Origin of the sequence: Microbacterium sp. A84, from assembly GCF_051842815.1 — a bacterium.
Lineage (GTDB): Bacteria > Actinomycetota > Actinomycetes > Actinomycetales > Microbacteriaceae > Microbacterium.
In genome coordinates, this window is the sequence record NZ_JBPXMS010000002.1 from 439,305 (window position 1) to 465,119 (window position 25,815).

A 25,815-nucleotide genomic window follows, 5' to 3' on the forward strand; every position below is an offset into this window, starting at 1 on the left:
TCACAGTTCCGGTCTCAGAAGTTTAGGTGTGCAGGACTCGGGGCGTCAAGATGACGCATTGGGAGCGGCAGGAGCGGCGACCGAGCGGCGCTCGATGAGCACGGGTTCGACAGGTGGGAGATCGGATGCCGCGGTATCCACAACGCCATCGCCATCCGCAACGCCATCACCATCCGCACCGCCGGTGAGCGCAGCGACCGCGCGGCGCGCGAGCTCTTCGAAGTCCTGGCGGACGGTGGTGAGCTGCGGCCAGTAGAAGGCGGCATCCGGGACGTCATCGAAGCCGACGATGCTGACGTCACCGGGCACGGCAACGCCCGCCTCGTGCAGACCGCCGATCAGCCCCAACGCCATCTGGTCATTTGCTGCGAAGACCGCGGTGACGCCGGCGTCGATCACCGCAGGCGCCGCCTCATACCCGGAGCGCGCGGTCCAGTCCCCCTCGAGCACGAGGCCGGGCTCGAGCCCTCTGGCCGCGATCTCAGCGGCGAAGCCATCCGCACGCAGTTCCGCTTCCAGCCAGTGCGCGGGACCGGCGAGGTGTGCGATGCGGGTGTGTCCGACATTCGCGAGCGCGGCGACAGCGAGGCGGGCTCCGGCGACCTGATCGACAGAGAGCCCCCGGGAACCGCGGCCCGCCGACTGCAGAGTCAACACGGGCACGCCCACGTGCAACGCCTCGAGGGCCTGCAGGGTGCGCGCGTGCGGCGTCACGACCACAATGCCTTCTACTCCCTGGGCGACGAGGTGCTCGACGGCTGCAGCGACGGCGTCCGGGTCGCCAGACTCCGCGAATGCCGCGCTCACCCAGTACCCGACGTCACGCGCGGATGCTTCGATCGCCGCGATGCTGCGCGAAGGGCCATACAGCAGCGTGTCGGACGCGAGAATGCCAATCGTGCGCGAACGGCGGGTGCCGAGGGCGCGGGCAGCGTTGTTCATGCGGTAGCCCAGCTCGTCCATCGCCTGCCGCACGCGGGCTGTGGTCTCGGCCGCAACGTCGGGATGGTCGTTCAGCACACGCGAGACGGTTTGCCGGGACACTCCGGCGAGCGCGGCGACGTCCCTGACACCGACGGTGCGGGCTGCGCCCGCTCTCAACTCGCTCACGCCGACCACTGTACGGCGATCCGGCACCCAGATCTGACGTGCGACAAGCGCAAATGGCTCAATCCGGCGCGCAGATACCGCAATTTATGCCTGTTGAACGGGGGACGGGTCACCTCAACTCCGACGAGGCCAGCGCATCGCGCCAACCGTGCAACAGCCATCTGCGCTACTTGAACGGGTCCGACTCCGCTGGCCATTCGGTGGTAGGCCAGCCATCCTGCCAGCGCAGCGGGAGCAAGCCCAGCGTGAACTGACCGTCGGCGTTGCCGTCGTACCAATGGAATGCGAGCATGTCGCCGGAGATGGACTGGCCGCCGGGCCCGATCCGTGTGCCGTCTGTCGTCAGGATGACCGTTCCGCCGTCGTCGAGCAGTTCGCCACCGTCGGCATCCAGATAGGGGCCGGTCACGGCATCCGATCGACCGACGATGATCTCGTAGGTGCTGTCGACCCCCCGACAGCAGAAGCCGCGTGAGGCGAACAAATAGAACTGTCCGTCATGGGGCAGGATGAACGGCGCCTCGATCGCGTTCTCCACGAGGCCGCGGTCAGCGATCAGCAGCGGTTCTTCATCGTCCGCGCGCAGGCCACTCGGCCATTCCAGCTGCACCATGTGCAGACCGCTGGAGAACGATCCGAACGACATCCAGGGGGTGCCGTCCGCATCCTCGACGATGCCGGCGTCGATCGCATTGAAGTCGGTGCCCTCGCTAGCGATGACCTCGCCGCGATCGACCCACTCATAGTCGGGGTCTTCGAGCTCGAGCGTCGTGTTGGTGGCGAGCGCGATCACCGAACGGTTGCTTCCGAACGTGGATGCGGCGTAGTAGAGGTACCAGGTGCCGTCGTGTTCGTAGAGCTCGGGCGCCCAGAGGTTGTCGACTCCCGGCACGCGTTCCTCAAGCCAGGCCGGCTTCTCACTCCACACCTCGCCGACGTACTCCCAGATCTCGTCATCTGATGAGCGACGGATCTGGATGTTGCCGTCGCCGATCTGACCGTTGCCGGTGGAGTAGATGTAGGAGGCGTCGCCGGCCTGCACGTAGGCCGGGTCGTGGACGTAGATGTCGCCGGAGAGTTCGAGCGGAGCCGCCGACGCCGCGCACCCCGTCAGCGCCGCCACCGCGGTGATGACCACGGCGGCGGCGCCGACAAGACGCACGAGGTGATGTCGCATCCCAGGATCAGCCGAGCGCGATCGCCGACCACGACACAGGAGGCAGCGTCACGGTGAGAACACCATTCGCAAGTACCGCGCCCTCGAGCGACTTGAGCCCTACACGGTCCTGGTCGACGAGCGTGTTCTTCGCGTATACATCGTCGTCCCAGAGCGTGACGGCCTCCTCGATCGAAGAGATCCCCAGTGCGGCCACATCGACCGTGACCTCGATGGACTCCGTCAGGCTGCGGTTGACCAGGAACACTGCCGAGCCGTCGTCGGAGCGGGTGACGACCGAGTCGATGAGCGGAGCTGCGCCATACACGGCCGTCTCGTACGTGCCAGCGTCGATACGCGGTTTCAGCACCTCACCCTTCGCCAGACGCGAGGTGACGGAGAACGGGAAGAACGTCGTCTGACGCCAGGCATCCCCACCTGGCTCGGTCATGATCGGGGCGATCACGTTGACGAGCTGCGCCAAGGATGCCGAGACCACACGGTCGTGGTTCTGCAGGAGCGTGATGAGCAGGTTGCCGAGGACCACGGCATCCGCCACCGAGTACACATCCTCCAGCTGACGCGGGGCGTAGCGCCATTCGTCGTTGACCTCGTCAGAGTCGCGGTGCTCATCGAGGTACCAGATGTTCCATTCGTCAAAGGAGAGCTTGATCTTCTTCTTCGACTTCAGCTTGTTGCCGACGTGATCGGCGGTGGCCACGACGGTCTCGATGAAGTACTGCATGTCGATCGACGAGGCGAGGTAGGACGCGAGGTCGCCGCCGCGCTCCTGGTAGTAGGCATGGCAGGAGATGTAGTCGACGTGCTCGTATGAGTGCTCGAGAACGGTGCGCTCCCAATCGCCGAAGGTCGGCATACCCGAACCGGAAGAGCCGCACACGACGAGCTCCAGGTTCTTGTCTGCCGCCTTCATCGCCTGCGCCGTGCGGGCCGCGATCTTGCCGTAGTCGTCAGCCGTCATGTAGCCGGTCTGCCAGGGACCGTCCATCTCATTGCCGAGGCACCACATGCGGATGTCGTGCGGCTCCGGCGTACCGTTGGCGATGCGCTGGTCGCTCAGCGCCGTGCCGGATGGATGGTTGGAGTACTCGAGCAGGTCGAGAGCAGCTTCGATGCCCCTGGTCCCCAGGTTGACGGCCATCATCAACTCGGAGCCGGTCAGCTTCAGCCAGCGCGAGAACTCGTCGACGCCGACCTGGTTGGTCTCCAGCGCGTGCCATGCGAGGTCGCGGCGTACGGGACGCTGCTCACGGGGCCCGACACTGTCTTCCCAGCGGAAGCCGGAGACGAAGTTACCGCCGGGGTAGCGGATAGTGCTCGAGCCGAGCTCGCGAACCAGGTCGACGACGTCGAGACGAAAGCCGTCTTCGTTCGCAGTGGGGTGGCCGGGTTCGTAGATGCCGTCGTAGACGCAGCGCCCCAGGTGCTCGACGAACGATCCGAAAATCCGCCGGTTGAGTGGGGCGACGATCGCAGTGCGATCGACCTGGATTCGTGCGGTGGTCACGGTGTTCTCCTTCGGAGACGGGCCGCGCGAAGAGCGCGGCGGACGATCACGCCGAGGCGTGAATGAGGGGAATGGTCAGTGGGCGACTGGTTCGAGAAGCGGATGCACCGGATCAGCGCGCATCAGGCGGCGGTCGAGCATGCGGAGGATGAGGACGAGTGGAAGGAGATGCCGACGAGAGACAGGAGCACCGGGAAGGTCGCGGTCACCGCGGCCGCGGCGGTCGCGGTCACGAGGACGGCGACATGGGACGGATGAGCTCCGGAGCCAAGCCCTACATCAGGCCGAACACACAGAAACTCGCGACGTTTCTCGGAGCGTAAAGTTCCGACAATCGGGGTTTCGATGCGAAGCACCGAAACCCCGATCGCTTGCTACTCGTGTACTTCGATCTGATCGAGTTCGGCAAACCCTGTGTCGTGCGCGAAAATGATGGTGTTTGCTCCTGCGTTCAGAGAGACTGTCACGGTCTCGAACAAGAACGAGTTCCAATCGACCGTCGGCTCGTACGACGCGATGATGGGGGCCCCACCATTGACCGTGATCGCATGGCTGGCAGGTGCGCCAAGGCCGCTGGAGTAGCGAACTCGAAGTTCGTACGTGCCTGCTGTCGGAACGGTGACGCTCGAGAACGTCACCGTGCTCGCAGCATCATTAATGTATCCGACATCGGACCCCGCAGCTGAAGCGGAGCGCGACACCAGAGCTGCTCCGCCCGCCAACGCCGCGTCTGCCGCCGCGTAGCGGGTTGAATTCAACGGCATGGTCGCGGAGACGACGTCATGCATCCCCACGCTGTTGTTCACAGTGGTGACCTGTATCAACTTCGTGTTGTCAAGCGAAGCCGCCATGCTCTGACTGAAGCCGGCCATCGTGAGAATGTCACCGGTGATCTGAACTGGCTGTGGGACCGGGGTCCAGTCTCCGTTTCCTAGGCTCGTGTTCGTCAGCAACATCGACTTCGTCGAACCTGTCGACGTGACGTATCGCTGTCCATTGACCACCAGCGTGCCGTCCGCGCCGCCAGCATCAACCCATATCACCTGCGGCGAGCCGAACAGGAAGCTGCCGTCCGATGTGGCGAGCAGATCACCGATGTCCTCTGGGTCGCCCCAGTCTTGACCATCGTCGGAGAAGCGTCCGTATACCGGTACCTCCGGGATTCCGACGATCTCGTACGCCCCAAAGTATCGACCGTCGGGCAACTTCGTGACCGTCATCATTCCGGGGCGCGTCGAGAGATCCGGGACTGCGATGTCATTGACGACCGGCCCCCACGTGAGTCCGGCATCGTACGAGGTGCGGTGGACGAGCGCTTGAAGGATGTCATCTGCCTTCTGCCGTTCATCGGAGTAGGAAACGACGATGTCGCCGTTCGCGTCGAGATAGATCTCCGGCTCCCAGACCGTCGTCGTCGTGGACGTCGGGCTCGGGTCGTATATCGCCGGCCCACCGACGTCTATGGTCGACAGATAGGTCCAGCTCGCCCCATGGTCCGAGCTCTTGTACAGGACCAACGTCGTCGAACTCTGATCCAACGGCTGCACAGAGCCAGCCAGGAGAATTGTTCCAGCGGGCATCGTCCCGACGGCCTGCGGCAACTCAAAGAGGTCCGGCTGTCCTCGAAGCCCCCGGTTGTACGCCGTGTCCTGCACATCCGTCAGGTGCGTCCAGGAAGTGCCATCGTCAGTGCTCTTGTAAATCGGAAAGGACATCGGGTTGGTGTAGATGTCGTGCTCGAAGGTGGCGAGCACTGTACCGTTGGCGGCCCCGCTGTGCCGCAGAACGATGCCGTGCGTGTATACCGGGGCGGACGAGCTCGTCGCCGGTTCCGAATGGATGAGCGATGGCGGCGCGTCGGTCGCCATCGCTGGTACAGCCACCAGTGTTGACGCCAGTATCAGAACTGACGCTGCCGAAACGGCAGATCGGGCGGCGAAACTTCTTTGCTTCATCATGTTCCCTCTCTATTTTTCTCTCTCGTGCGCGATCGCGCACGTCCTCTCGCTTGCGACGATTCCTCAGGCGATCTGCCCAAGTGCGTGCGCACGGAATCGATCGGCGAGTTCAGTTCGCTGCCGTCGGAGCGTGCCATCTGGTTCCCTGACGAGCTGCCACAACCCCATCGCCAACTGATAGTCGTCCAATTCGCCGCCATCGTGCCGGTAGTTCCACTCGTACATGTCGATCAGCGACCACCACGTGTATCCGACGACATCGCGCCCACGCTTGCGCATAGCGCGAACGGTCGCGACCGAGGCATCCAGCCAGTCAATGCGCTCCTGCTCCGTGCCCGTGAAGGCTGTCTCGGTGAGGAAGACCGGTCGCTCGTATCGCTCGGCGAAGACGTCGAGCACATCCTCCAGCCCCTCCGTCCACGCATTGCGGCGGGGTCGAAAGTCTCCGGGGCCCCCATGGTGCGGGTCGGCGATCGACACGATCTCGGTCTGTCCCGCGGGGTAGTAATTGACTCCCATCACGTCCGGCTGAACGGCATGTTCTGCCGCCCAGGCGATCGCTGCATCGTCCATTCCGTTTCGATTGAGGAACCCGAGCAAGGGATGGTCAGGCCCGACCTTCCCTGTCACGAGATCTTGGATGATGAACGCGCGCTCGCGCAGGAAGGCTGCTTCCTGCTCCGCTTCCGGCGCATCTGCTTCGAAGGGAAACGACGCTTCCACATGGACGAACGTCGCCTCATCACCGACGGCGTCGACGATCTCGCGTTGCGCCAAAGATATCCCCCGACTCAGCGCCGATATCAGCGATACAAGGCCGGTGTCGCCCTCGGCGTAGGGCGGCCAGTAGCCGTACTGGCCGCAGTAGATCGCATTAAGCATCGGCTCGTTCACCGGCGTGAAGCAGGCGAAGCGGCCACGATAGCGCTCAGCGACCAGTGCCGAATACTCTGCGACCCGCTGGGGATAGTCCTTGTGGAGGAACTCCCCCTCGAGCCATTTAGGAGTCCCATAATGCATGAGGTCGATGATCGGTGTCACCTGAACTTCCTCGAGGCGATCAGCGATCTGGTCGATCCACGACCAGTCCCACACACCTCGCTGTGGATTCACGCGATGCCACGGGATGCCCCACCTCGTCAACGATGCGCCGGATTCAGCCATCAGACCCAGATCTGCATGCCATTGGTCATAGTGCTGAGTCAGCTCATACTCATCGAGCTCACGCTCGCCGTCCCTCGTCTGTGTGATGAAGGTGTCCTCAAGGCCCACGGCGAACAAGAGCTCGCCGCTGCGCCACCAGTCTCGGGTCATTCAGTCATTCCTTTCATTTCATGCCACTCGTTGCGATGCCTTCGATGAACCGTCGCTGCACGAAGAGGAACGCGACGACCATCGGCAGAAGCGCTAGTACGCTTCCTGCCATCAGCAATCCGTAATCCGTGACGTGTTCCCCACGGAAGAGCGCCAGCCCCGCCGGCAACGTCTGCATGTCGGGGGTCGTGGTCACCATGAGCGGCCAGAGCAGATCGTTCCAGTTGGCGATGAGGTTGAACATTGCGATGGTGAGCACAGCAGGCGACGCCAGCGGCAGCATGATCTGCGCGAAGATGCGGGCCTCACCTGCGCCGTCGATGCGTGCCGCGTCTTCGAGGTCCTTCGGCAGCCCGAGAAAGAACTGTCGGAAGAAGAAGATGCCGAAGGCGTCTGCCACTCGCGGGATGATCAAGCCGTGGAACGTGTTCACCCAGCCGAGGTCGACGAGCAACGAGTACAGGGGAATGAAGGTCACCTGTATCGGCACCATCAAGGTGACGAGCACGATGACGAACAGGATGTTCTTCCCCGGGAAGTCGAACCGCGCGAAGGCATACCCAGCCATCGAATCGAGGACGACCGAGACAGCGGTGACCGTGCCGGCGAACAGCACGGTGTTCATCAGTTGCCGGCCAAAGGGGATCCGCTCCCACACGTGCACGTAGTTTTCAAAGGTGAACACCTGCGGAAGCAGACTGAGGGGCGCGGATGACAAGTCTCCCTGAGTCCGGAACGAGGTGGCTGCCATCCAGATGAAGGGGAGCAGGAACAGCATGGAGACGACCGCGAGGACGGCAACGGTAGCGCCGGTGGTGAGGGCGCCACGTCGGGAGCGGTGTGAATGGACGAATCGACTCGAAACCGTCCGAGCGATGATTGTCGAGGTCTCGGTCATCAGTACTGCACCGCCCTCTTCTGGAAGAAACGCAACTGGAGGAGGCTGACGACGAGCACGAGGGCGACGAGAACCCAGGACATAGCCGAGGCGTATCCGATCTCGAACTGCTCGATCCCGGTCTTGAAGATGAGCATCACGAGCGTCTCCGTCCGGAAGAACGGACCACCGGCCGTCATCACGTAGATCTGATCGAAGGCCTGCAGCGAGAAGATCACGGCGATAATCGAGACGAACATCGTGGTGTTCGACAGCAGTGGCCACGTGATACTGATGAACGTGCGGACTGGCCCCGCTCCATCGATCGTCGCCGCTTCCTTCACATCGCCGGGAATGGATTGCAGCCCGGCGAGGTACATCACCATGAAGAAGCCGACGTTCCGCCAGATTCCAACCAAGATCACAGCGGGCATGGCCAGTGCAGGGTCCCTGATGCCGTTTCCGATGGGCATGCCCCACTCCGCAAGCCAGGCGGCAATGAAGCCGATCTGAGGATCCAACATGTACGACCAGGCGATCGAGATGATCCCCAGCGAAGCAATGAACGGCAGGAAGAGCGCTGCGCGGAAGAAACCCCGTCCAGGCAGGCGCCTGTTGAGCGTTATAGCAAGGAGCAGAGCGAGCGCGATCGAGGCGGGTGCGGTCCCCAGCGTGTAGATGACTGTGTTCAGCAGCGCGTTTCCGAACCGAGGATCGGAGAAGACGGCGACGAAGTTGTCGAGCCCGATGAACTCGGCATTCCCGAACCCCGTGTCGTCTGTCAACGACACCCAGGTTGAGCGCAAGACCGGCCAGATGACGAACACGCCGAGCACGATCAGCGCGGGTGCCAAGAAGAGCAAGGCCGTAATGGTGCGGCGGCGGTCCAGCCGCCGCACCACGTTTCGCCTGCGCGGGGATCGCACGGCTGTTGTGGAGCCGAATGTCATGGTTTCCCGTTGTTCTCGGGTCACGGAAGGAGAGCGTCGATCTGATCAGAAGCCGTCGGGAGGACATCTGCCGGCGCCCCTTCGCCATTGGTCATCTTCTGCAACGAGGGGATAAAGATGTCATCGAAGATCTTGGCGAAGTCAACGACGGGCCCTCCGGGGAAGAAGGCGGAGTCCTGAGATTGGGCGAACGCCGCAGCCGTCGGGTTCTCGCTGATGTCAGCCGCATCGATGTCCGTGCGGTTCGGCGGGTACGATGTCTCGATCGACCAGTACGTCTGAGACTCGACAGAGTTCCAGAACGTCATGAAGTCGTACGCGGCATCCCGCTCAGCGTCGCTCGAGGCGCTGTTCAGGGTCATTGTGGCGCCGACGGCGACGGACGACTGAGCAGCGGGACCAGCTGGCACCGTCGTCACTCCGAAGTTAATTCCCGCTTCACTGTAGCCGGCAGATGCCCAAGGCCCCTCGATCACGTAGGCCGCACGACCGGCCTGGAAGATCGCCCCGGCGTCCACACCACTCAAGCCGACGGGTGAAATGTGCTGCTCGCGGATCAGATCTACCCAGTAATCTGCGGCCGCAATCGATTCCGATGACCCGAGCAGAGACTCGGTTCCATCCGCAGAGACGACGCCGCCACCCCAAGACCATAGGAGCGATGCCCACACCGGGACTGCCGCGTGATCGGCGATGACAAAGCCGTATTGGTTAGTCGTGTCCTTGCCTTCGACGTATTCCGTGAGTGCGACGGCTTGCTCGGCGAGCCCTTCGAGCGTGGTCGCTGGCTCGGAGATCCCAGCATCGGTGAGGAGCGCCTTGTTGTAATACAGCATGGCGGTCGCGGCGCTCATTGGTGCGCCGTATCGCTTGCCGTCCCATGTCGTCGCGGCGATCTGCGACTCCGGCAGAGTGGCGACATCGAGCTCGCCCTCTTCATACAGGCCATCGAGCGGCTGGATCACTTTCTTTTCGGCGAAGCCTGGTACCTGGGAGGGATCGATAGCCACGATCGTCGGCCCAGTGCCGGATTGGAAAGCTGGCAACAGCTTCTGTCCGAGGACATCCCCAGGCATGATGTTCAGCTCAACAACAACCCCGTCCTGCGAATCGTTGTACCGCTCTACGAGCTCCTCGACAGCAGGACGATCGTCGGCGGTGAAACTGTTCCAAAACGTGATGGTTGTCGCGCCGTCCACCGCTTCGCTCCCGGCCGTGCAGCCGGTCAACGTAGCTGCGGCGACAGCAGTAACGCCGACGGCAGCGAAGATCTTGTTCTTCATGTGCTGTTTCCTCTCGCGGTGCATGGGACACCTTTGTCTCAGGAAGAGGGCTCAAGACGCTTGGAATCGGAGAAACACATCGTCATGTCAAGCCTCTACAACGTTGTAGTAAACGTTGTAGAGGATATTGTGACGTACTCCGGCGCCGGTGTCAATCGAGATTTCGAGAGGTTATGCCCGGCAGTGAAAGTTCAAGCGGAGCCGGGCGCGGACTCGCGGCGGAGGATACGGAAATCGGCGAAGCGCGTGCGTGGCTCCCCCTTCTCCACACCAGAGATCCGCTCAAGCAACGTCTCCACCGCAGTGCGGGCGATCCAGTCTCGGCCGGGATCGACCGTCGTCAGCGACGGGATGGAGTACTCGGCCTCGTCCAGCCCATCGAATCCGAGCACGCGCACATCGTCAGGCACCCGCAGCCCGGCTTCCTGCAATACGCGCATCGCACCGAGGGCGAGGGTGTCGTTCAACCCGAAGACGGCATCGAACTTCACTCCGCGCGCGAGCAGCTCACGCATCGATTCGGCGCCGTTCGCGCGATGCCACAGGGTCGTGTAGCCGACGATGCTCTCGTCGAAGGGGATGCCTGCGGCCTCCAATGCCTCTCGATAGCCGCGCAGACGCAGACCCGCCGATCCGATCACTTCGCCCTCATGTGCGCCGACGACGGCAATGCGGCGATTTCCGGACGCGATCAGGTACTCGGTCGCCGCCCGTGCGGCATCCACATTGCGCATGGTGACGTGATCGGTGGGACCGTCGAAGATGCGTTCACCCAGAAGGACGAGCGGAAAAGGCACGTCGAGCGCCGCGGCGTCTTCCTGGCCCATGCCGAGCGGGCTGAAGATCAGGCCATCGGTGAGCTTGAGCCGCGGGCTGCGCAGCAGTTCGAGCTCGCGGGTGCGGTCGGCGCCGGTCTGCTCGACGAGGACGACGACTCCGGCGGCTTCGGCTTCATGGATGACCTGAGCGGCAAGCTCGGCGAAGTACGCCAGGCTCAGATCCGGCAGGGCGAGGGCGAGGGCACCGGTGCGCCCAGAGCGGAGGTTCCGGGCGGTGAGGTTCGGCGTATAGCCGAGCTCAGCGATGGCCTTCTCGACCTTCGCCCGCGTCTCTGGTCGGATGTGCGGATAGTCATGGATGACGTTCGAGACCGTCTTGATCGACACTCCGGAGAGCCTCGCCACGTCATGCAGCGTCGCCGCCATGCGCTACCCCCTTTTCGGCCACTCTACAACGTTGTATCGATCGTGCTCAGCGCACGGAGCGCGTGCGACTACTCACATGTTTCCTGCGTCTGCTCGGTGATGATCCATTCGGATGCCGGACGCGTCATGACAACCGTTCCGCAATCGCCGGAAGCGAGATAGGTGACGTGCAGCACTGCATCCGTCTCGGTCTCCGACACGGATGCGATGGTGATGTCTGCGTTCTGATCGAATGCGCGGTAGAGATCTGCGGTGACCGTGATCATCTCCTCGCACGAGGAAGCTTCGATGCCCGACTCCGCCATTTCCGCGAGCATGCGAGTCACGAGCTCGGGAGCCAACGTGGCACAGGCCTCATCGACCTCGGGGATGCGTGAAGCCTCCAGCCATGCCCGAAAGCTCTCGGTCGCTCCCAGCGCGGGTTCGGGCGTGGGCTCTGGCGTGGGTTCGGGCCCGGCGGTCTGCTCAGTCACCTCGGAAGGCGTCTGCTCGACGTGCGGCGCCGTCTCCTCCGCCGTCGGAGCGGTGCATCCGGTCAAGACGAAGCCCGCCGCGATCACCGCGGTACACAGGGCAACTTTCGCCTTCTTCCGAGCAGGAACGTTGACGATGGCGGTGACTCTTCGCGCCGTTTTCCTCATGGGTTCTACTTTGGCATGCACCGGCTCATCGCCGTCGGATCGATCGCGACGTGTAGGCTCCTGCGCAGTGCTGCCCACGATCCCCCTCACCGGAACCGGAGCGGCCGATTCCACCATCGAAGGGGAACCACATGCCCATCTCTCCATCATCGGCAATCCAGTCAGTCGGCCAGGTCGGCGTGTGGCGCGGCGGCAGCCTCCTCACCCCCGAGATCGCATCATCCATCGAGAAGCTCGGATATGGAGCGCTGTGGATCGGCGGCTCGCCTGCGGCCGATCTCAACATCGCCGAAGAGCTGTTGGATGCCACTGAGCACCTGACGATCGCCACCGGGATCGTGAATATCTGGACCGCCCCGGCCGCCTCGGTCGCCGCATCCTTCCACCGCCTCGAGCGGACCCACCCCGGCCGGTTCCTCCTCGGCATCGGCATCGGGCACCGCGAGGCCCAGGGCGACACCTACCAGAAGCCCTACGCCGCGCTCGTCGCCTATCTCGATGCCCTCGACGATGCGGGAGTGTCCGCCGAGCGTCGGGTGATCTCGGCTCTCGGGCCGAAGACTCTGAAACTCGCGACGGAACGCGCAGCGGGCACCCACCCGTATATGACGACCCCGGCGCACACCCGGTTCGCCCGCGAGATCGTCGGGGACGACTCCCTCATCGCGCCGGAACAGCGGCTCATCCTGAACACAGACCAGGATGAAGCCCGCGCAGCGGGTCGACGATTCCTCTCGCGTTACCTCAGCCTGTCCAACTACCGACGCACGCTGGAGAGCCACGGCTTCGCCGCCGCGGATCTCGACGGCGGCGCAACCGACGAGGCCGTGGACGCACTCACGCCGCACGGGACGGCAGCCCAGCTCGCGACAACGGTTCGTGGCCACCTCGATGCCGGCGCCAACCACGTCTGCGTCCAGGTGCTGCCCGCCAGCGAGGACCCGATGGAGACTCTGCGTCCCCTCGCCGCCGAACTCGGCCTCTCCGCGTAGGCACAACTTCGGATTCGAAAGGGTGACACCCCGAGAACGGATGCCGCAGACCGGCGTGTCGCGCCCGTGATCCGAAGTTGTGCACGGCGCCCGTCCGTTCCGCTAGACTCGCGACACACCTCGCCCGCATTGGCGGGGTTTCTCGGCCGGAATCTTGGCCGCACGTCTTCACTTTCGACTTGCGCTCAGGAGATCCATGCCCGTTGTCACCGGCCGCCCACTCGCGGCATCCGCCATTCTGCTCACTGCGCTCGTCGCCAGCGGATGCTCCGCCAGCACGCCGAGCACGGCGGCAGAAGATGTCCCGACTTCCGTCGCGGGCTCTGCTTACCCGCTGACGATCGACAACTGTGGCACCTCCGTCACATTCGACGAAGCGCCAGAGCGCACCCTCGCGATCAAGTCGACCTCGATCGAGATGATGCTCGCGTTGGGCCTGGAAGACCGGATGATCGGTACTGCCTTCTCGGACGGACCACTCGCAGAAGCGTGGGCCGCTCGCGGCGCCGAGATCCCGGTGATCTCCGACAAGGTGCCCGGCCAGGAGGCGACGCTCGAACTCGAACCTGACCTCGTCTACGCGGGCTGGGAGTCGAACGTCACGGCCGACGGCGCCGGCGACCGCGAGGTGCTCGCCTCGCTCGGCGTGAACACGTTCGTCTCACCTTCGGCCTGCCAGGAGCCTGGCTACCAGCCGGTTCCGCTGACTTTCGATGACGTCTTCGCCGAGATCGAGCAGGTCGGTGCGATCTTCGACGCATCGGATGCCGCGGCCGACCTCGTCGCCGAACTGCAGACCCGACTCGATGCGGTCACCCCTGATGACCGCGGCCTGACCGCGCTCTGGTTCAGCTCGGGCAGCGACACCCCGTTCGTCGGCGCCGGCATCGGCGCACCACAGATGATGATGGATGCCGCCGGCCTCACCAACATCGCCGCAGACGTGGACGAGACCTGGTCGAGCCTGAGCTGGGAGGTCGTCGTGGACGCCAACCCGGACGTCATCGTGCTGGTCGATTCTGCATGGGGCTCGACGGAGAAGAAGATCAGCCTGCTCGAGGCGAACCCGGCGACGGCGCAGCTTCCGGCGGTTCTGAACGGCCGGTACTTGGTCGTGCCGTTCCCCACCGCCGAAGCCGGGGTCCGCAATGTCGAGGCCGTCGAGTCTCTGCTCACCCAGTTGGAGGCGATCGACCTGCCGTGACCGCCCTCACCTCGAATCAACCGGCTATTGCGCCCGATAACGATCGGCGTGATCGGTCCGGCGCGCGTACCAGCGCGTGGACGGTCGCCCTGATCATCGCGCTCGGGCTTTCCGTTGTGGTCAGCGTCACCCTGGGCCCGGCGCAGATATCCGCCGGCGAGGTGTGGGGCAGCATCCTGTCCCATCTGGGGATCGGGGAGTCATCTCTGACGCCGTTGCGCGACGGAATCATCTGGCAATTGCGGATGCCGCGCGTGCTCGCAGCCGCCGCCGTCGGCGCCGGACTCGCGATCTGCGGGGCGATCATGCAGGCGGTGCTGCGCAATCCGCTTGCCGACCCCTACCTGCTCGGCCTCTCCTCCGGCGCATCCTTCGGTGCTGTCCTGGTGATCGTGCTGGGGTTCTCGATCGCGCTTCCTCTCGCCGCGTTCGGCGGTGCGCTGGGAGCGCTGGCACTGACGCTCGTGATGGCCGGTGCGATCGGGCGCATGACCGCGTCGCGGACGATCCTGGCCGGCGTCGCCGTCTCTGCCGCGCTCGGCGCGCTGACGAGCCTGGTGATCTTCTGGAGCGCGACCGGCGACACCTACCGGGAGATCCTCGGATGGCTGCTCGGGTCGCTGGCCGGTGTTACCTGGCCGATGGCCATCCTCGCGCTGGCGGCGATTGCACTGGTGGGCGGGCCGCTGATGCTCAGCGCGGGCGCACTGGATGCCTTCGCCTTCGGCGACCGCGCGGCAGCATCCCTCGGGGTCTCGGTCGAACGGACCCGCTGGATCCTCCTCGGCGCCACGGCGCTGCTGACGGGATGCCTGGTCGCGGTGAGCGGTTCGATCGGCTTCATCGGTCTGGTCGTCCCCCACGCCGTGCGACTGATCGTCGGCGCGCGGCACCGCGTACTGCTGCCGCTGTCGGCACTGACCGGTGCAATCGTCCTGATCTGGGCCGACACACTGGCTCGCACGCTGTTCGACCCGAGGGAGTTGCCCGTCGGCGTCGTCACTGCGCTCATCGGGGCACCGTTGTTCGGGCTGCTGCTGCTGCGCTCTCGGAGGATCTCATGACGCGCGCGCCCCTTCGTACTCACGGCATCTCATTCAACCGTGGCGGGCGGATGCTGATCGACGGTATCGACTGCACTGTCGAGGCCGGTTCCCTCACCGCGCTCGTCGGCCCCAACGGTGCGGGCAAGTCGACGCTGCTGCATCTGATCGCCGCCGCGGAAGCGCCGACGACGGGCGCGATCGAGCTCGGCGGGACGGATGCTCGTACGATGCGGCGCCGCGCGCGGGCGCGCTATACCGCGCTCGTCGAGCAGCAGGCAGACACGGATCTCGATCTGAGCGTGCTCGATGTCGTCCTTCTCGGGCGCACTCCTCACCTCTCGATGCTCGGAGGGCCGGATCAGGCGGATGCTGAAATCGCCCGTGCGGCACTGCGTCGCGCGGGGGCGGATGCCTTCTCAGGGCGGCGGTTTCAGGAGCTCTCCGGCGGCGAGCGCCAGCGAGTGCTGCTGGCCCGCGCACTCGCGCAGGAGCCGACACTGCTACTCATGGACGAGCCGACTAACCACCTCGACATCCATGCGCAGCTGCACACGCTCGGGCTGATGCGCACGCTGGCCGACGACGGCATCGCGATCCTCGCGGCGCTGCACGACCTCCCGCTCGCTGCCCGCTACGCCGACCAGGTCATCGTCGTCGACCATGGTCGAGTCGTGGCATCCGGGGCGCCGACCGACACTCTCACTCCCCAGCTGATCCAGCTCGTCTACGGTGTGCGCGCCGACGTCATCCCGCATCCGGTGGATGGCTCACCGTTGATCGCATTCTCGCCGCTGGATGCCGAGCCTGTCGAGCCCACCACCGGATTGTCCTCGCCATCCTGGGCGTCGATACACTCGGAGGTATGAGTACTTCGAGCGTCCCCGACCATCTGATCGACCTGTTGGAGCGGCCACTGTACGGCGCCCTGGGCACGGTCGGCCGTGACGACGCCGCGAACGTGAGCCCGATGTGGTTCGAACGCGATGGTGACACCATCCGCTTCACTCACACGAACAAGCGGGCCAAGTACCGCAACCTGCAGCGCAATCCGTCAATGAGCCTTGCGGTGTTCGATTCCGATAACCCGACCCGATACGTCGAGGTGCGCGGGCGCCTCATCGAGATCACGGATGACCCCACCGGTGCGTTTTATCAGCAGCTTGGTCGCCGGTACGGCACGCCTGACACGCCTGCGCCGGCGGACAGCGCCGACCGCGTGATCCTCACGATGTCGATCGACCGCGTCATCGGTCGCTAAGGCTGCGACTCGGGTCAGAGCGCGCTCGGTGCGGGCTCAGCTCAGCGCGGGGATGACCTCGCGCTCGAACAGCTCGATCCCGGAGCGGTCGTAGGCGGCCTCGGGGAAGTAGTGGATCGCGTAGCCGAGCCCGCGGTCGGACATGGCCTGCAGCCGCTCCACGATTTGCTCCGGAGTGCCCGCGAGACCCTGATCGCCGCGATAGTTCTGCATATATGCATCCGTACGGTCGCCGAGGTGAGGAGCAACGCGCGCCTCGATCACGGCGAGCCGTTCGGCAACCTCAGCCTCGGTCGCACCGATCACGGTGTTGAAGTTCGTCGAGCGCACGATCGCGTCGAAATTCGTTCCGACGTCGAGCGTGTGCTGCCGCAGGATCTCGCTCTTGCGGGTGAACTCCTCCGGGCTGCCAGCAAAGTTCGTGTAGTCCGCGTACTTCGCGGCGATCTTCAGCGTGACCTTCTCGCCGCCGCCGGCGATCCACAGCGGGATGCCATTCTCCTGGAGCGGAAGCGGCCGGACGATCGCGCGGTCGACCTGGTAGAACTTCCCGTCCAGAGTGGCTTCGCCCGTCGTCCACGCCTGGCGCATGATCTGGACGCCTTCGTCGAGACGGCGGAGGCGGTCACCCACCGAGGGGAATCCGTAGCCGTAGGCCCGCCACTCGTGCTCGTACCATCCACCACCAATGCCCATCTCGGTGCGGCCGCCAGAGACGATGTCGACCGTCGCCGCAACCTTCGCCAGGTACGCCGGATTGCGGTACGTCATACAGGTGCACATCTGTCCGAGGCGGATGCGACTGGTCGAAGCGGCGAATGCCGACATGAGCGTCCACGCCTCGTGGGTCGGCTCTTCGCTGGGGATGGGGGTCGTGTGGAAGTGGTCGTACACCCACAACGATTCCCAGGGTCCGGCATCTGCTGCCTGCGCGAGATCGCGCATTGTCGTCCACTGATCAGCGCGGTCGATGCCAACGAGATCGAATCGCCAGCCTTGAGGGATGAAGGTTCCGAAGCGCATGCGGCCAGCTTAGGGCTACAGCGCCCGCAACCGCGGCGCGAGGTCCCGTTCAAACAGGGTCATGAAGCGTTCCTGGTCGTGGCCGGGGGCGTGGAAGACGAGGTGGTTGAAGCCCCAGTCGATGTACTCCTTGATCTGCGCGACAACCTCGCCGGGATCCGTGCCCACGATCCAGCGCTTCGCGACCTGCTCGATCGGGAGGGCATCCGCAGCCTTCTCCATCTCGATCGGGTCAGTGATGTCGTGCTTCTGCTCCTTCGACAACGACAGCGGCGCCCAGAACCGGGTGTTTTCTAGCGCGGCCGTGGCCGTCTCCTCGTAGGACAGCTTGATCTCGATCATCCGATCGATCTGCTCGAATGTCCGGCCGCCCGCTGCTGCACCCTCCTTCACCGCGGGGATGAGGCTGTCGACATACAGCTCCCGACCCTTGCCGGAGGTGCAGATGAACCCATCACCGGCACGGCCGGCGTACTTCGCGACCGTCGGTCCGCCCGCGGCGATATACACCGGGACACCGCCTTCGGGGACGTCATAGATAGATGCATCGTGTGTGGAGTAGTACTCGCCGTCGAAGCTCGTCCGCTCCCCCGTCCACAACGCACGCATCAGGCGGATCGACTCCCGCAGCCGCGCGAAGCGCTCACGGAACTCCGGCCATTCCTGCTCGCCCGGACCCTGAAAACCTGTCGCGATCTCGTTCAGCGCCTCACCCGTGCCGACGCCGAGGAAGATGCGGTCGGGGCTCAGGCATCCGAGCGTCGCGAACGCCTGCGCGATCACCGCCGGGTTGTATCGGAACGTCGGCGTCATCACACTGGTTCCGATGCGAATCCGCTCGGTGCGCGCACCGACAGCCGCGGCCCACGCGATCGAAAACGGCGCATGCCCGCCGGTGTAACGCCACGGCTGGAAGTGATCACTCACCGCGACCGACTCGAAGCCATGCTGTTCGGCAGACACCGCGATGTCAACCAACTCACGCGGAGCGAACTGCTCAGCGGATGCCTTATAACCCAGTGCCAGCGTCATTGACTGTCTCCTTCGTTTCAGCGGCCACACCGGCAGCTTTATATCCTTCTTCAAACCCGATCCGGTGTGCCTCATCGGCACCCAGCCGGAACATGTCCTTCTCGGAAGACCGCACGATGCTCGAGGCACCGGGAAGATCGAGATCGCCCACCAGTCGTCCCATGCCTCGGACGACAGCAACGGGGCATCCGCTGATCTTGCCCTTGACCAGGTCACCGGCAGCAGCCAACTCATCCGCGACACAGGGCAGCGTGACGATGAGCGGCCGACCCGCACTGTCGAGCTCGCCATGCAGCTGATCGAAGACGTGCACTCCCGCCGCGCCGATGGCCACATCGGTCTGCCCATCACGCCACGGGCGCCCCAGGGTATCGCTCACGATGATGCCGACGTTTGCGCCGGTCTCCGCGCGGATCGCCGACGCGATCGTTCGGGCAGAGGCGTCTGGGTCCAACGGCAGCAGCAGGATCGTTCCCGGCTCGGTGTTGGAGGCATCCACGCCGGCTGCGGCCCCGACGATGCCGAGACGGTTCTGAACGATGCGCGTTACGCCGCCATCGGCGCGAGAACGCGTAGCGACGACGCGGACGGTCTCGGCGGTGATCGCGGCCTCGCGATCTTCCGCGCGCACCGACCGCCCCTCTGCCTTCGAGATGATCTTCGACGTGACGATCAGGATGTCGCCGTCGACCAGTTCATCGCCGGCGGTGCCAATGGCATCCAGAATCAGCCTCGGCAGGTCGTCGCCTGCGGCCACTTCGGGGATTCCCGTAAGTGCCCACACCTGCATCCGATCAGTCATGTCATTTCACCAATTTCGGAAGAATCTCACGGCCGGCAATCTCGAGCCATTCGCCCTGCGTGCCCGAACCCACGTTATGCACATGGATCGCATCGAAGCCGAGATCGAAGAACGACTGCAGGTATGCGCGATGAACCTCGGGGTCGGACGAGATGGGGATGCGTGCACGAATATCGTCGGCTGTGACGGAACGCGCGAGCTGATCGACGTCGAACGGCGAACGGATGTCACCGCGCGGAAAGCGCAACCCGGCCATCGGCCAGTCACGCAGCGCCTGGGTCATCGCCTCGTCATTGGTGGGCGCCCACGATAGCTGGGCGTGGACCACCGTCTGCGCGGGTCCCGTGGAGCGGCCGGCCTCTCGGCGCCCCTCCCGAAATGCGTTGAGCAATGCCGTCAGGCGTTCTTTGGGCCCCGCTTGGACGACGATGCCGTCGAGGGTACGCCCCGCACGCCGCGCCGTCATCGGGCCGCCTGCCCAGACCTGCATCAGGGGAGGCGACGTGGGCATCGTCCACAGGCGCGAGGATTCCAGCCGGAAGTGCGGTCCGGAATGCCGAGTGTCGCTACCCTTGGCCGAGGCGGAAAAGAGTTTGCGGATGACCTCTGCCGCGTCGAACAGCCTCGCCGCGCGCTCGGACGCTTCCGGCCAGTACTGACCCACGATGTGTTCGTCGATCGCATCACCCGCGGAGAGGATGAGCCGGTGCCGGTCCGGGTATAGCGCCGCAAGCGTCGCGCTGGCCTGCGCCACCGCTGCCGGATGCATCCGATAGCCCGGCACGGCCGAAGCCGTCACCATTCCGGTGGTCTGCTGCCCGATCGCTCCCAGCACCGTCCACGCGAATGAGGCATTTCCCTGGCTGGGCAACCACGGCTGGAACCGGTCAGCGACGACCGTGCCGGCAAAACCGCTCTTGTCGGCCGCGGCCGCCAGTTCGACCGCGGCATCCGGAGCGAACTGCTCCAGAGCGACAACGTGATGAACCTCACCGGGCGTGGCATTCATCAAGCTGGGGGTCATACCGGAAGCTTATTGCGCGCCGACGCGGCCGCGGCCCCCGGCGACGGGTCAGCCAAGCACCGGCACCGCCGCATCCGCACGCTGCGCCAACCGCATCCAGGTCTCCACCACTGTGTCGGGGTTGAGCGACATCGACTCGATGCCCTGATCGAGTAACCAGTCGGCGAGGTCCGGATGATCCGACGGTCCCTGCCCGCAGATTCCGACGTACTTGCCGCGACGCAGGCACGCCTCGATCGCCATCGCGAGCATCTTCTTCACCGCGGGGTCGCGCTCATCGAATGTCTGCGCGACGAGTGCGGAGTCGCGGTCAAGGCCGAGCGTCAGCTGAGTCATGTCGTTCGACCCGATCGAGAAGCCGTCGAAGTGGTCGAGGAACTCGTCCGCCAGCAGCGCGTTGGAGGGCACCTCGCACATCATCACGACCTCGAGCCCGTTCTCACCGCGACGGAGACCATTGGCGGCGAGCAGCTCGATAACGGCTGCCCCCTCGGCGACCGTGCGCACGAACGGGATCATAATCTTGACGTTCTTCAGTCCCATATCATCGCGCACCCGGCGGATCGCCTCACACTCCATGTCGAAGCACTCCCGGAAGTCTGCAGAGATGTAGCGCGACGCCCCGCGGTACCCGATCATCGGGTTCTCCTCGTGAGGCTCGTAACGGTCGCCGCCCAGCAGGTTGGCATATTCGTTCGATTTGAAGTCGCTCATCCGCACGATCACCGGTTCTGGAGCGAACGCCGCGGCCAGCATCGCCACACCCTCGACGACTCGCTGCACGAAGAACTCGCGCGGTGTCGGGTACGCCGCGATGCGGTCAGTAATCTGGGCCTTCAGGTCGTCCGGGAGTGTGTCGTATTCGAGGAGAGCACGCGGGTGGATGCCGATCTGGCGGTTGATGATGAACTCGAGACGCGCGAGTCCGATACCGCGATTGGGCAGGCGAGAGAACGAGAAAGCCTGATCGGGGGTTCCGACGTTCATCATGATCTTGACCGGGACCTCCGGCATCCGATCCAGGTGGGTCTCCTCCTCGGTGAATTCGAGAAGCCCCTGGTAGACGAGACCGTCGTCACCTTCGGCGCATGAGACGGTGACGTCAAGGCCGTCCGGGAGCACGCTGGTCGCATCTCCCGTGCCGACGACGGCAGGGATGCCGAGCTCACGCGCGATGATCGCCGCGTGACAGGTGCGGCCACCGCGGTTCGTGACGATCGCGGATGCCTTCTTCATGATCGGCTCCCAGTCAGGGTCGGTCATGTCGGCCACGAGCACGTCGCCCGCCTTGAAGTCCGCCATCTGATCGATGCTGCGCAGCACGCTCACCGCACCGGAGCCGATCTTCTGCCCGATCGCACGTCCCGTCGAGAGCACCTCGCTGCGCTCGGCGAGTACGAAGCGACGCATGACGTTCGCGTCAGCGCGGGAGACGACGGTCTCGGGGCGGGCCTGGAGGATGTAGATTCTCCCGTCGACACCATCGCGCGCCCACTCGATGTCCATCGGGCGTCCGTAGTGTTGCTCGATGGTGACCGCATGCCGGGCGAGCTCTTCGACCTCGGCATCCGTGATGCTGAGCAGGCGGCGCTGGTCGGCCGCGACGTCTTCGAAGACTGTCGTGCCGCCGACCTGCTCGCTCTCGGTGTACCGCATCGCGATGGCCTTCTCGCCGACAGAGCGCTTGAGAATCGCGGGACGGAAAGCGGCGAGCGCGGGCTTGTAGACGTAGAACTCGTCGGGGTTCACGGCACCCTGCACAACAGCTTCCCCCAGCCCGTAGGAGCTGGTGATGAAGACGGCGTTCTCGAAACCGGATTCGGTGTCGACGGTGAACATGACTCCGGATGCTCCGATGTCAGAGCGCACCATCCGCTGCACGCCAACGGAGAGCGCGACGTCGTGGTGGTCGAAGCCGTTGTGCACCCGGTATGAGATTGCGCGGTCGTTGTAGAGCGAGGAGAACACCTGCTTCACTGCCTGCAGGATGTGTTCGATGCCGGCGATGTTGAGGAACGTCTCCTGTTGGCCGGCGAAGGAGGCATCGGGGAGGTCCTCGGCGGTGGCCGAAGAGCGCACGGCCCAGGAGACGGCATCCGGGGTCGGGTCGTTCTCGACCAGGCGCGTGTAGGCAGCGCGGATGTCGCGTTCGATGTCGGCAGGCAGGGGCTGCTGCTCGATCCATTCACGCACCGCTGCCCCCACGCGGGAGAGCTGGGTGACGTCGTCGACGTCGATCGCTTCGACCGCTTCGCGGATGCGCAGGTCAAGGCCGCTCGCCGAGAGGAAAGAGCGATAGGCATCCGCTGTCGTCGCGAAGCCGCCAGGAACCCGCACGCCGAGTTCGGAGAGGTGGGAGACCATCTCGCCGAGGGAGGCGTTCTTGCCACCGACCTGGGGAAGGTCTGCCATGCCGACCTCGTCGAACCAGAGGATGTTGCTCATAGGGATGCTTCTTTCACTGGGTTTATGTAAAGCGCTGTCACGCGCGCAGCTTCATGGTCTGCATGATGACCGCGGACATCTCCTCAACGCTTTTGGTCGAGGAGTTCAGGAAGGGAACACGGTTTCGTCGGTAGAGGTCTTCGGCGCGGCGCAGCTCGATGGTGCACTGCTCGAGGCTCGAGTACTGCGAGCTCGGGCGCCGCTCGTGGCGCACCTGGCTCAGCCGCAGGGGCGTGGTCGTGAGCCCGAAGCAGCGGGCGCCGTACTTCGCGACAGCGCGCGGGAGTCCCTCTGACGGATAGTCGTCGTCGGTGAGCGGGTAGTTCGCGACGCGAAGGCCGTGCTGGAGGGCGAGGTACATGGTGGTGGGAGTCTTGCCGCAGCGCGAAGGGGCGATGATGATCGCATCCGCCTGGTCGAGCGCTCTCCCGCTCTGGCCGTCGTCATGCTCGATGGCGTACTCGACGGCGCGCATGCGCGCGAAGTAGCGGTCGGTGTCACCGAGGCCGTGGAATTGGCCGAGCTGTTCGGATGCCGTCGTTCCGAGCGCTGTCTCCAGCTCGGTCAGGTGCCCGGCGAGGAGGTCGATGAGTGTGGCTTTGGAAGAGGCCAGGATGCCGCGGATCGCCGCGTGCTTAACCGTTGTGAAGACGAGCGGCGCGCGCCCGGCGTCGGCGGCCGCGTCAATACTGGCGACAACACTGCGCGCCTCGGCGTCGGTGACCACAAACGGGATTGTGTGCTTGAGGAAGCGGATCCCGGGGAAGTTCGCAAGAAGCGCGTTTCCGAGAGTTTCCGCGGTGACACCCGTGCTGTCCGAGACGAAATACGCGGCGCGCGGGGGTGCTGCGTCGGGGACGGTGGGGGTGGTCATGCATCAAGGCTAAGGAAGGAAGAGGGCAATTCATCCCCGATCTACCTGAAAAAAAATCTAGTTCTTACTACCTGAATAATTCGATGCGAGGTGCGGCAGCGACCAGCTGTCGGATCGCAGCCCGATGGTCTCGTCGATAAGCATTACGGTGTCCTTACTCAAGGGGCCCGTGCGTTCGGTGGCGAGCTTACCGAGCGGGCCTTCCAACAAGGCTCCGTTTCCTGCGAGCCATGCGGGACACGCCTCCGCCAGGGACAACCAGGCGTGGGTGTACGGACAACACTGTGCCCGCCTGTACTCCGCGCAGGAACTACCCAACGATCACGCCGTTCAGCCCGTCAAATCTCCTGCAATGTCCCGCAATACGCGCCGAAGAACTTTTCCTTGGGCATTCCGCGGAAGTTCCTCGGTGATCATGACCGACCGTGGCACCTTGAAATTGGCCATCCGTTCGCGACACCAAGCGATGATCTCGGCCTCGGAAGGAGTCACGCCATGCGCTGGGATCACATAGGCGCGGGCCACTTCGCCAAGTCGCTCGTCGGGGACACCGATAACCGACACCTCGGCAACGTGCGGGTGCCGTGACAGTGTTTGCTCTATCTCTGCGGGAGACACGTTAAATCCACCTACGAAGAACATGTCCTTCAGCCGGTCTGTGATCTTCAGGTTTCCAGCCTCGTCCAAAGCACCGACATCGCCCGTGTATAGCCAACCATCTCGAATGGCGTCTGCCGTCTGCTCGGGCGTGTCCCAATAGCCCGGGGTGACGTTCGGTCCTTGAATGAGCACCTCGCCTGACTCATTCGGGCGAACCTCGTGCCCGTCAAGATCGACAATCTTGATCTTGACGCCCGGGAGAGGTCGCCCATTTGTCGAAGCGATCGTTTCATGGGAGTCGTCCTGACGGCACAACGTAGCTGAGCCGTAACATTCGGTCATGCCGTACGCGGTGATGAAGTGCTCAAACGGAAGTTCGTCGTGAACGCGTTCAACCATGGCCATCGGCACCACAGCTGCACCGGTCGCAGCAACCCGCAGTGAGGAGAGATCGAACTTTTCGCGGTCGGGATGATCCAGGAGCGCGTAATACACCGTCGGTGGACCGTTAAGCACAGTGGCACGCTCACGCTCGATCAGCTGCATCATCTCGACGGGGTCGAAAACGGCGAGTGGAATGATCGTGACACCGTGCAGGAGGCATTGCAGAATTCCTGCCTTGTTCCCTCCGGCATGGAACATCGGCAGCGACACGAGGTACCGGTCTCCTGCGCGAAGACCCCAAATCCGACCAAAGTTCCAATACAGCTCAATGACACCTCGGGCGAAACGAACCCCTTTGGAACGTCCGGTGGTCCCTGAGGTAAAGAGAATGTCGCTCAGTACATCGGGACCCAGCGTCGCAACGATGTCATCGATCGCCTCTCGCGGCACCTCGTCCGCCCGCGCGACGAAGTCGTTCCATCCGGCAACGGTGAAGTCCACATCTCCCAGATCTTGGGTCCTGGTTGAAACATCGATGACGAGAGACAAGCTGCGCAAGTCATGTTCCTCTTGATGTTCTGGAAGGCCGTCGGCGAGTGCACTCAGATAGTTAAACTCAAGGAATCCGTCCTCGATCAGCACAGCCTTCGCGTCAGTTCGCTGGAGCAACTCACGCGCTTCGGCGGCTCGGTAGCGTGTGTTGATCGGAACCACCACGGCACCCAACATGTAAACACCTTGGCTGAATCGAACCCACCAATGAGAGTTCGGTGCCCAGATACCCACCCTGTCGCCGGGGCGGATCCCGTGGGCATGGAGAGCGCGCGCGATCTGCTCGGCGTCACGTAGCAACTCGACGAAGGTGAGTCGTACGGCCCCTTCGCACAAGGCAAGCCGGTCAGCATATATTTCTGCACCGCGACGAAGCACTTCGGGGTGGCTACGGGGTAGATCAGTCATGTCTGCTCCATTTTTCGGGAATCGTCAATGGCCTGCGAACTGGGGACACTCGACGATCTGTGCTGCGGCCGCGCCCAACGTGCCACGGTAGATCTCACCTTGCCCTGTCACACGAGGTCGGAGAGAGCGGCCAAAGACTCTCCGGGGTC

General features: G+C 64.2%; 23 protein-coding genes. 6 read left to right on the plus strand and 17 right to left on the minus strand.

Going from position 1 to position 25,815, the window contains the following annotated elements:
- Nucleotides 1-45: 45 nt before the first annotated feature.
- The 3 genes from ACSU04_RS12415 to arfA form a co-directional block, all read right to left on the minus strand.
- The gene (locus ACSU04_RS12415; protein WP_439289723.1) at nt 46-1,110 is read right to left on the minus strand and encodes a LacI family DNA-binding transcriptional regulator; all 1,065 of its coding nucleotides are present in this window, start codon (nt 1,108-1,110) and stop codon (nt 46-48) included.
- Nucleotides 1,111-1,276: 166 nt separating this feature from the next.
- Complete coding sequence (locus tag ACSU04_RS12420; RefSeq protein WP_439289724.1) at nt 1,277-2,287, minus strand: arabinan endo-1,5-alpha-L-arabinosidase; 1,011 nt, start codon at nt 2,285-2,287, stop codon at nt 1,277-1,279.
- Between the two features lie 7 nt (nt 2,288-2,294).
- On the minus strand, nt 2,295-3,794 hold the full coding sequence (gene arfA / locus ACSU04_RS12425; protein WP_439289726.1) for an arabinosylfuranosidase ArfA: 1,500 nt from the start codon (nt 3,792-3,794) through the stop codon (nt 2,295-2,297).
- A 78-nt stretch (nt 3,795-3,872) separates the two neighbouring features.
- Here arfA and ACSU04_RS12430 point away from each other — a divergent pair, with 78 nt between their 5' ends.
- Nucleotides 3,873-4,052, plus strand: coding sequence for a hypothetical protein (locus ACSU04_RS12430; protein ID WP_439289727.1), 180 nt, complete (start codon nt 3,873-3,875; stop codon nt 4,050-4,052).
- Nucleotides 4,053-4,168: 116 nt separating this feature from the next.
- Here ACSU04_RS12430 and ACSU04_RS12435 read toward each other — a convergent pair whose 3' ends face one another.
- The 7 genes from ACSU04_RS12435 to ACSU04_RS12465 form a co-directional block, all read right to left on the minus strand.
- A complete protein-coding gene (locus tag ACSU04_RS12435) occupies nt 4,169-5,752 on the minus strand; it encodes a CBM35 domain-containing protein (protein ID WP_439289728.1) in 1,584 nt (527 codons plus the stop codon).
- A 63-nt stretch (nt 5,753-5,815) separates the two neighbouring features.
- The gene (locus ACSU04_RS12440; RefSeq protein WP_439289729.1) at nt 5,816-7,066 is read right to left on the minus strand and encodes a family 1 glycosylhydrolase; all 1,251 of its coding nucleotides are present in this window, start codon (nt 7,064-7,066) and stop codon (nt 5,816-5,818) included.
- A 13-nt stretch (nt 7,067-7,079) separates the two neighbouring features.
- Entirely contained in the window at nt 7,080-7,964 is an 885-nt protein-coding gene (locus ACSU04_RS12445; RefSeq protein WP_439289730.1) for a carbohydrate ABC transporter permease, read from the minus strand.
- Entirely contained in the window at nt 7,964-8,842 is an 879-nt protein-coding gene (locus ACSU04_RS12450) for a carbohydrate ABC transporter permease (protein WP_439289731.1), read from the minus strand. The genes ACSU04_RS12445 and ACSU04_RS12450 overlap by 1 nt, the downstream gene beginning before the upstream one ends.
- A 71-nt stretch (nt 8,843-8,913) precedes the next feature.
- On the minus strand, nt 8,914-10,176 hold the full coding sequence (locus ACSU04_RS12455; RefSeq protein WP_439289732.1) for an ABC transporter substrate-binding protein: 1,263 nt from the start codon (nt 10,174-10,176) through the stop codon (nt 8,914-8,916).
- A gap of 191 nt (nt 10,177-10,367) precedes the next feature.
- Entirely contained in the window at nt 10,368-11,381 is a 1,014-nt protein-coding gene (locus ACSU04_RS12460) for a LacI family DNA-binding transcriptional regulator (RefSeq protein ID WP_439289733.1), read from the minus strand.
- A gap of 68 nt (nt 11,382-11,449) precedes the next feature.
- On the minus strand, nt 11,450-12,022 hold the full coding sequence (locus ACSU04_RS12465) for a hypothetical protein (RefSeq protein WP_439289734.1): 573 nt from the start codon (nt 12,020-12,022) through the stop codon (nt 11,450-11,452).
- Nucleotides 12,023-12,153: 131 nt separating this feature from the next.
- Between ACSU04_RS12465 and ACSU04_RS12470 the strand changes: the two genes are divergently transcribed.
- The 5 genes from ACSU04_RS12470 to ACSU04_RS12490 all read left to right on the plus strand — a co-directional run bounded on the left by ACSU04_RS12470 (nt 12,154) and on the right by ACSU04_RS12490 (nt 16,522).
- Nucleotides 12,154-13,014, plus strand: a complete 861-nt coding sequence (locus ACSU04_RS12470; protein ID WP_439289735.1) for an LLM class F420-dependent oxidoreductase — start codon at nt 12,154-12,156, stop codon at nt 13,012-13,014.
- Nucleotides 13,015-13,210: 196 nt separating this feature from the next.
- Complete coding sequence (locus ACSU04_RS12475) at nt 13,211-14,218, plus strand: putative F420-0 ABC transporter substrate-binding protein (RefSeq protein WP_439289736.1); 1,008 nt, start codon at nt 13,211-13,213, stop codon at nt 14,216-14,218.
- The gene (locus ACSU04_RS12480) at nt 14,215-15,282 is read left to right on the plus strand and encodes a putative F420-0 ABC transporter permease subunit (RefSeq protein ID WP_439289737.1); all 1,068 of its coding nucleotides are present in this window, start codon (nt 14,215-14,217) and stop codon (nt 15,280-15,282) included. The genes ACSU04_RS12475 and ACSU04_RS12480 overlap by 4 nt, the downstream gene beginning before the upstream one ends.
- Nucleotides 15,279-16,130, plus strand: a complete 852-nt coding sequence (locus tag ACSU04_RS12485) for an ABC transporter ATP-binding protein (RefSeq protein WP_439289738.1) — start codon at nt 15,279-15,281, stop codon at nt 16,128-16,130. Before ACSU04_RS12480 ends, ACSU04_RS12485 begins: the two co-directional genes overlap by 4 nt.
- Nucleotides 16,127-16,522, plus strand: a complete 396-nt coding sequence (locus ACSU04_RS12490) for a PPOX class F420-dependent oxidoreductase (protein ID WP_439285113.1) — start codon at nt 16,127-16,129, stop codon at nt 16,520-16,522. Before ACSU04_RS12485 ends, ACSU04_RS12490 begins: the two co-directional genes overlap by 4 nt.
- 36 nt (nt 16,523-16,558) lie before the next feature.
- Here the strand turns inward: ACSU04_RS12490 and ACSU04_RS12495 are convergent, their stop codons facing one another.
- The 7 genes from ACSU04_RS12495 to ACSU04_RS12525 form a co-directional block, all read right to left on the minus strand.
- On the minus strand, nt 16,559-17,545 hold the full coding sequence (locus ACSU04_RS12495; protein ID WP_439289739.1) for an LLM class F420-dependent oxidoreductase: 987 nt from the start codon (nt 17,543-17,545) through the stop codon (nt 16,559-16,561).
- A 15-nt stretch (nt 17,546-17,560) separates the two neighbouring features.
- Nucleotides 17,561-18,577: a glucose-6-phosphate dehydrogenase (coenzyme-F420) gene (gene fgd, locus ACSU04_RS12500; RefSeq protein ID WP_439289740.1), complete on the minus strand. Its 1,017-nt coding sequence runs from the start codon at nt 18,575-18,577 to the stop codon at nt 17,561-17,563.
- Complete coding sequence (gene cofE / locus ACSU04_RS12505) at nt 18,555-19,379, minus strand: coenzyme F420-0:L-glutamate ligase (protein WP_439289741.1); 825 nt, start codon at nt 19,377-19,379, stop codon at nt 18,555-18,557. Before cofE ends, fgd begins: the two co-directional genes overlap by 23 nt.
- A gap of 1 nt (nt 19,380) precedes the next feature.
- Complete coding sequence (locus ACSU04_RS12510; protein WP_439289742.1) at nt 19,381-20,403, minus strand: TIGR03557 family F420-dependent LLM class oxidoreductase; 1,023 nt, start codon at nt 20,401-20,403, stop codon at nt 19,381-19,383.
- A 48-nt stretch (nt 20,404-20,451) separates the two neighbouring features.
- Complete coding sequence (gene ppsA / locus ACSU04_RS12515) at nt 20,452-22,848, minus strand: phosphoenolpyruvate synthase (RefSeq protein ID WP_439289743.1); 2,397 nt, start codon at nt 22,846-22,848, stop codon at nt 20,452-20,454.
- Between the two features lie 37 nt (nt 22,849-22,885).
- On the minus strand, nt 22,886-23,722 hold the full coding sequence (locus ACSU04_RS12520) for a pyruvate, water dikinase regulatory protein (protein ID WP_439289744.1): 837 nt from the start codon (nt 23,720-23,722) through the stop codon (nt 22,886-22,888).
- Between the two features lie 330 nt (nt 23,723-24,052).
- Nucleotides 24,053-25,666: an AMP-binding protein gene (locus tag ACSU04_RS12525; protein ID WP_439289745.1), complete on the minus strand. Its 1,614-nt coding sequence runs from the start codon at nt 25,664-25,666 to the stop codon at nt 24,053-24,055.
- Nucleotides 25,667-25,815: the final 149 nt, after the last annotated feature.

Bases quoted from the DNA above. Each gene is read 5' to 3' on its own strand.
- fgd (WP_439289740.1), bottom strand. From the start codon at position 18,577: ATGACGCTGGCACTGGGTTATAAGGCATCCGCTGAGCAGTTCGCTCCG.
- ACSU04_RS12475 (WP_439289736.1), top strand. From the start codon at position 13,211: ATGCCCGTTGTCACCGGCCGCCCACTCGCGGCATCCGCCATTCTGCTC.
- ACSU04_RS12490 (WP_439285113.1), top strand. From the start codon at position 16,127: ATGAGTACTTCGAGCGTCCCCGACCATCTGATCGACCTGTTGGAGCGG.
- ACSU04_RS12525 (WP_439289745.1), bottom strand. From the start codon at position 25,666: ATGACTGATCTACCCCGTAGCCACCCCGAAGTGCTTCGTCGCGGTGCA.
- ACSU04_RS12465 (WP_439289734.1), bottom strand. From the start codon at position 12,022: ATGAGGAAAACGGCGCGAAGAGTCACCGCCATCGTCAACGTTCCTGCT.
- ACSU04_RS12420 (WP_439289724.1), bottom strand. From the start codon at position 2,287: ATGCGACATCACCTCGTGCGTCTTGTCGGCGCCGCCGCCGTGGTCATC.
- ppsA (WP_439289743.1), bottom strand. From the start codon at position 22,848: ATGAGCAACATCCTCTGGTTCGACGAGGTCGGCATGGCAGACCTTCCC.
- ACSU04_RS12470 (WP_439289735.1), top strand. From the start codon at position 12,154: ATGCCCATCTCTCCATCATCGGCAATCCAGTCAGTCGGCCAGGTCGGC.
- ACSU04_RS12435 (WP_439289728.1), bottom strand. From the start codon at position 5,752: ATGATGAAGCAAAGAAGTTTCGCCGCCCGATCTGCCGTTTCGGCAGCG.
- ACSU04_RS12495 (WP_439289739.1), bottom strand. From the start codon at position 17,545: ATGCGCTTCGGAACCTTCATCCCTCAAGGCTGGCGATTCGATCTCGTT.
- cofE (WP_439289741.1), bottom strand. From the start codon at position 19,379: ATGACTGATCGGATGCAGGTGTGGGCACTTACGGGAATCCCCGAAGTG.
- ACSU04_RS12485 (WP_439289738.1), top strand. From the start codon at position 15,279: ATGACGCGCGCGCCCCTTCGTACTCACGGCATCTCATTCAACCGTGGC.
- ACSU04_RS12455 (WP_439289732.1), bottom strand. From the start codon at position 10,176: ATGAAGAACAAGATCTTCGCTGCCGTCGGCGTTACTGCTGTCGCCGCA.
- ACSU04_RS12440 (WP_439289729.1), bottom strand. From the start codon at position 7,066: ATGACCCGAGACTGGTGGCGCAGCGGCGAGCTCTTGTTCGCCGTGGGC.
- ACSU04_RS12520 (WP_439289744.1), bottom strand. From the start codon at position 23,722: ATGACCACCCCCACCGTCCCCGACGCAGCACCCCCGCGCGCCGCGTAT.
- ACSU04_RS12460 (WP_439289733.1), bottom strand. From the start codon at position 11,381: ATGGCGGCGACGCTGCATGACGTGGCGAGGCTCTCCGGAGTGTCGATC.
- ACSU04_RS12510 (WP_439289742.1), bottom strand. From the start codon at position 20,403: ATGACCCCCAGCTTGATGAATGCCACGCCCGGTGAGGTTCATCACGTT.
- ACSU04_RS12445 (WP_439289730.1), bottom strand. From the start codon at position 7,964: ATGACCGAGACCTCGACAATCATCGCTCGGACGGTTTCGAGTCGATTC.